5 protein-coding genes are annotated in these 5,695 nt (G+C 45.5%); 4 read left to right on the forward strand and 1 reads right to left on the reverse strand.

What is annotated here, in order from left to right:
- Positions 1-485: 485 nt before the first annotated feature.
- On the reverse strand, positions 486-1,634 hold the full coding sequence (locus FC82_RS15220; RefSeq protein ID WP_054762870.1) for a cobalamin-independent methionine synthase II family protein: 1,149 nt from the start codon (positions 1,632-1,634) through the stop codon (positions 486-488).
- Between the two features lie 123 nt (positions 1,635-1,757).
- On the opposite strand from FC82_RS15220, the gene FC82_RS15225 reads away from it, so the two are divergent.
- From FC82_RS15225 to FC82_RS15240, 4 genes are all read left to right on the forward strand, one after another.
- Positions 1,758-2,678: a LysR family transcriptional regulator gene (locus FC82_RS15225; RefSeq protein ID WP_054762867.1), complete on the forward strand. Its 921-nt coding sequence runs from the start codon at positions 1,758-1,760 to the stop codon at positions 2,676-2,678.
- Positions 2,679-2,836: 158 nt separating this feature from the next.
- Positions 2,837-3,136: a cupin domain-containing protein gene (locus FC82_RS15230; RefSeq protein ID WP_054762865.1), complete on the forward strand. Its 300-nt coding sequence runs from the start codon at positions 2,837-2,839 to the stop codon at positions 3,134-3,136.
- A 9-nt stretch (positions 3,137-3,145) separates the two neighbouring features.
- Positions 3,146-3,472 carry a metal-sulfur cluster assembly factor gene (locus FC82_RS15235; RefSeq protein ID WP_054762863.1) on the forward strand — a complete coding sequence of 109 codons (327 nt, stop codon included), beginning with the start codon at positions 3,146-3,148 and terminating at the stop codon, positions 3,470-3,472.
- A gap of 567 nt (positions 3,473-4,039) precedes the next feature.
- Positions 4,040-5,494: a sugar porter family MFS transporter gene (locus FC82_RS15240; RefSeq protein WP_054762861.1), complete on the forward strand. Its 1,455-nt coding sequence runs from the start codon at positions 4,040-4,042 to the stop codon at positions 5,492-5,494.
- Positions 5,495-5,695 lie beyond the last annotated feature (201 nt).

Below are 5,695 nucleotides of genomic sequence, written 5' to 3' on the forward strand. Positions count from 1 at the left end.
AGACCAATCATTGGAATAGGTCATTAACTGTTGCACTTGATTTGACACTTCGGGAATCGAAAAAAATTCAAAAAGTGTCAATCCTTATCATAGAAAGGTATTCTCATTTTGGCGAAACAACACAACGAGACCCAAAAAATAATAGTGTCGTATTTTAAAACAACTAATGGAAATTTGATATGAATTCTTGCTCACAAAACTTAGAAGCATCACTGATCAGTATTATTTAGGCAGTCGAGGGCGGATTTTTCTTGAAACTAGGGCAATTCTATTAGCATACTTAACTAAATAACAAGTAGGCTCCAAATTGCAGAATGCAACGGCCATAGAAAGACCATGCAACGAGCAGCAAACAACGAGCAGAAAACAACGAGCAGCAAACAACAATTAGCAAACAACAAAACCAAAATAAGAGACCAGGTCAAGAATTGGCCTGGTCTCTTGCAGTCATATTAGAATTGAATCTAGTTGAAACCGTAAATGAATTAAGCCCAGAAGGCAGCAGCAATCTTTTGCCCCTGGTCGATCTTTGCCCATTCCTGTTCCTGAGTGAGTTCGTTGCCTGAATCACAGGAAGCAAACCCGCACTGGTGTGACAGGTAAAGGCGGTCCTTGCCTAAGATGCCGCTTGCTTGGTTAAGCAAGCGATAAACGCGGTCCTCATCGTCCAAGGTGTTGGTCTTACTTGAGAGTAAGCCGAGCACAACTTCAACGTTTGGCCGGTCTTGCAGGGCCTTTAGCGCGGTGATATCACCAGCGCGTTCGTCGTCCCATTCCAAGAAGAAACGGTCGTAGTGCTGATCGTGCAGAAATTTCTGCGCGATTGCGGCGTAACTGCCGCTGGCAGCGTGGCGTGATTCGTAGTTACCACGGCAGTTATGTGTCCAAACTCGGAGACCTAATTCGTGACCGTAGTCGGCAACTGCGTTGTTGATGGCAACAAAGTCATCGGCGAGGTCGGCTAAACTGCCGTTGCCCTCGGAGAAGAAGCTTTGTTGGTTGTCGTCAGCGAACAGTTCCCATAAACAGTCATCAAACTGGATGATCTGACCACCCGCCGCCTTGTATTCCGTTAAGAATTCCTTGTAGGCGTTGATCAAACCGGCTTTCAGTTCGTCAGCCGTCTTATAAACTTCGTCAGGGCCGTAGAGGTGGTCAATCAGGCCAAGCTCCGTGAAGGCGTGTGCGGCGCCCCAGACGGTCAATTTAACGTCATTATCGCCGGCCTGTGCCTTCAGGTTCTTGTAGATTTCGATGAAATGGTGGTTCTTGCCTGACAGTGGGGCAGTGATCTTAACACCGATATCTTTACGGGTTTCAAAATTACCGCCATCGTGATCCTCAAAGGTGTAGCCGTGGTCGGCAATGTAGCGTTCAACGCCGCCAAAGCCCCAGATGAAGTCCAAGTGCCACATTGACTTGGTGTATTCCCCATCAGTCAGGACATCCAAACCGTGCGCTTTTTCTTCAGCGATGATTTTAGTCACATCGGCTGATTCAACATTCTGGTAACCGGGTAAGTCGTTATAGAAGGGGTACTGAATGTCGTCGCGCTTTTCGATTTGGGTCTTGTAATCTAATAGGTCAGTTGGTCGTAATAGTGAGCCAACGATTTGGAATCGGGTTTTTGTCATGTGGTTGGGCCTCCGTTAAAGTTTGATTGAGATTAGTTTAACAACAAATGAGAAAAATAGATAAGTCTAATTATCTTGGTGATATAATAGGTATTACCTATAACATTGAAACGGGGTTCAGCTATGCGCATTCAACAGTTAGAGTATTTAGAAAAGATTGCTGCAACGGGTTCGATCAACGAAGCCGCAAAACAGTTATTTATCAGTCAACCGTCGCTGTCACAGTCAATGAAGGAATTAGAAAAGGAGTATCAGATCCAACTGTTTTATCGAAGCAAAGCCGGCATCACCCTGACCGACGCTGGACGCGAGTTTATGAACTATTCGCGTGGTGTCTTGGATCAGGTCAATTTGTTGAACCAGCATTTTGGCCAGGGCACGATTCGAAAACGGGTCTTCAGCGTATCAGCGCAACACTATGCGTTTGTCGTCCACGCCTTTGTTGATCTCGTCAAGCAGATTGGTGGCGACACGTATCAGTTCACGTTGCGCGAGACCCAAACGGAAAACGTGCTGGATGATATTCAAACGCTGAAAAGTGAACTGGGTGTCATCTACATTAACGCCTTTAATAAAACGGTCATGAAACGCCTTATTACCGAAAAGGACCTCGAGTTCACACCGTTGTTTGACGTTCAGCCGCACGTGTTTGTTGGTCGTGATAATCCGCTGACGGCGAAATCGCACATTACCCTGGCCGACCTCAAGGATTACCCGTACCTCTCATATGAGCAGGGGGATACCAATTCGTTTTATTTTTCCGAGGAGATTCTGAGTACGTTGCCGCATAAAAAACACATCCTGATCAGTGACCGGGCTACCATTTTTAATTTGATGGTCGGGCTTAACGGGTACACCATCAGTTCCGGAATCATCAGCAGTGAGCTTAATGATGAAAAAATCGTTGCCATTCCGTTAGATGTTGACGACACCATCACGCTGGGGTATTTGCGGCATAAAAAAATAGAGCTCAGCGCCACTGCCCAACTTTATTTAGAAATGTTGAAGCAACACATTCGCGGGTATGGGTTTGAGGTGCAATAGACCGCCCAAAAACAGGATAGCAATAATTCAAATAGTCCTATTTCATATAGTTATCACCCCATTATTTGAAATAAATTCATAATTTTTTAATCTTTATATATACATGATGGGCTCAAAACGGTTATAATTTGGGAAAGTCATTGTTGGAGGTCATTGGTATGAAGATCTTATCGTCAGATCCAGAAGTCACAAGCGGTCCTGATCAAATGTTGTCGCAACGGCATTTAAAAATCACCCACCTAGTTTTACCAAAGGGCACCACGATTCAGCGCCATCAGTCACTTATGACGGTGACGGTCGTGTCGATCAAGGGCAGTATCCAGTTTCACACGGACGATGAGGTAACCACTTTAACCCCCGGCAAAGCGGTTGTGATGACCCCAGGTGAATTTCATTGGTTAGAAGCACCGGACGCGGACGGTGAAGTCATCGTCGTTCACGGCGTCCTCGCACAATAAGGAGAAATTATGGCAGAAGAAAAACAGTATTCTGAACTCGAAAATAAAGTCATGGCCGCCATGGAAGACGTTATCGATCCCGAACTGGGCATTGATATGCTGAACCTCGGCCTCATCTATGACGTTGACGTTGACGATGCCGGCAAGTGTATTCTCACAATGACCTTGACGACGATGGGGTGTCCGTTGGGTGACCTGTTAAACGACCAGATTACGCAGGCAGTGGTAGCGATTGACGGCATCACTGAATGTGACATCGAATTGGTTTGGGAGCCAGCTTGGAGCATGGACCGGATGAGCCGGTTTGCGAAAGTGGCTTTAGGTATTCACGGCTAGCAGGCAGTTCAAAGCTGCGCTAGTTGTTCTTTAATGAAGAAAACAATTCATCATGCTTTCCAAAGAATTGGAAAAGTGATGGATTTTTTTAATTCTTATTCAAAAAAAGTCTCCCGACAGTTTGGTCACCCAATCGAAAAATGATAACTGCGAAAAATATTTTCAGCAGGAAGTTAGTTTGGCCTATAGTTTTTCTGAAATAAATAATTCGCATAAAACCGGCATGGGAAGCGGTTTCTCCACCATTATTTTTCACATATACGGCGTTTAGTTAGTTGGGCTACTTGTCAAAGACACAATCAAAATGAAAGTGCTTGCATTTTGAAGAGGAGGGGATATAATAGCTTTTAGGTTAGTTGATTTTCTAAACCAACTAAAGAAACAGTTTTTTATTTTTAGTGTTGTGTGGGTAACGGTTAAGGGTCGTAACCAGTTATTTTAATCGGTGCGAAACGTCGATGTGAAGTAAGTTGGGTGATGTTTTGCATTCATTTGTAAGCGGTTACGATTCTTACCCCGCCTTAGCCGTTGCTTGTTGGAACTTATTTGATAGGAGGATTTTGTCGCATGAGTAATACGTCTGCAAAGAGACACATGCCCGTCGGTTTCATTTACTTCTTTGGGGCCCTCGGTGGTTTACTATTCGGTTACGATACAGGTGTTATTTCAGGGGCCATGTTGTTCATCGGTCACGAACTCAACATCCAAAACGGCTCGTTTGAATACGGGTTCATTACCGCTTCTGTACTATTGGGTGCCATTTTAGGTGCCGCAATCATCGGGCCAATGTCTGATAAGTATGGTCGTCGGAAATTGCTTTTGACTTCTGCAATTATTTTCTTCATTGGTGCAATGGGTTCTGCCTTTTCACCAGAGTACGTTTCTCTGGTTAGTTTCCGTGTCGTTCTTGGGATTGCCGTTGGTGGTGCTTCATCACTGATTCCAACGTACTTGGCCGAACTTGCACCTACTGACAAACGTGGTGGGATCGGGTCACTGTTCCAATTGATGGTTATGACCGGTATCCTATTTGCTTACATTGGTAATGAATGGTTATCACCAGATGGCCTGTTCAACCTAGCTGAATCCATTGGCTGGCGTTGGATGTTAGGGCTGGCAGCTGTGCCAGCCGCACTGCTCTTCATCGGTGGGTTGTTCCTGCCTGAATCACCACGGTTCCTGGTTAAGCGTGGCGACGAAGCTGAAGCGCTGAACGTTTTGAATCAATTCTCTGATAACGAAAAATTAGCTAAGGAAGAATTGGAAGATATCAAAGTTCAAGCTGCTATTCCTTCTGGCGGTTTCCACGAACTCTTTGGCCCAATGGCACGTCCAGTATTGGTCATGGCCTTAGGGTTAGCCATTTTCCAACAAGTCATGGGTTGTAACACTGTGTTGTACTACGCCCCAACTATTTTCATCTCAGCCGGGTTTAGTACCCACTTTGCTCTTCAATCACACATTATCATCGGGATCTTTAACGTGATTGTCACCGCTATTGCCGTTTCCATTATGGATAAGATCGACCGTAAGAAGATGCTGATCGGTGGTGCCATTGGGATGGGTGTCTGCTTGTTCTTGATGTCAGCTGCTATGATCCTCTTACACGCCGGTAATGGTAACTTAGGTTCATGGATCTGTGTTATTGCCTTGACCCTTTACATTGCTTTCTTCTCCGCTACTTGGGGTCCTGTTATGTGGGTCATGATTGGTGAAGCCTTCCCACTGAACATTCGTGGGTTAGGGAACTCATTTGGTGCCTGCATCAACTGGTTTGCCAACTTCTGTGTTTCAGAAACCTTTACACCATTACTTGTTGCTTTCACCCCAGCCGGTGTTGCCAACCCTGAAGGACAAGGGATCGCCCGCTTGTTCATCGTCTATGGTGTCCTCTGTTTCGTGGCTATCTGGTTCGTTGTCAAGAAGACCATCGAAACTCGGAACCGTTCTCTCGAATCCATCGAAGCTGCCTTGCGTTCACAATCTCATGCGCAAGGGAACACTGAAGTAGGGGAACCTTAGAGCGTGTCAGAATGCGTTTCGACTAGCGAACAGTCGGACGCTACCTGTTCTTAATCAACTTGCATGAATCATGTATATAAACAAACGCACAGTTCTCTTGAACTGTGCGTTTTTGTTTGTGGTATGGTCCGTTGCATTACGATATTTGCTGAAGATGGCCGTTGCATTGCGCGATTTGGCACGTTACCGTAGTGGCTCGCG

The sequence above is a fragment of the Secundilactobacillus collinoides DSM 20515 = JCM 1123 genome, from assembly GCF_001435975.1.
Lineage (GTDB): Bacteria > Bacillota > Bacilli > Lactobacillales > Lactobacillaceae > Secundilactobacillus > Secundilactobacillus collinoides.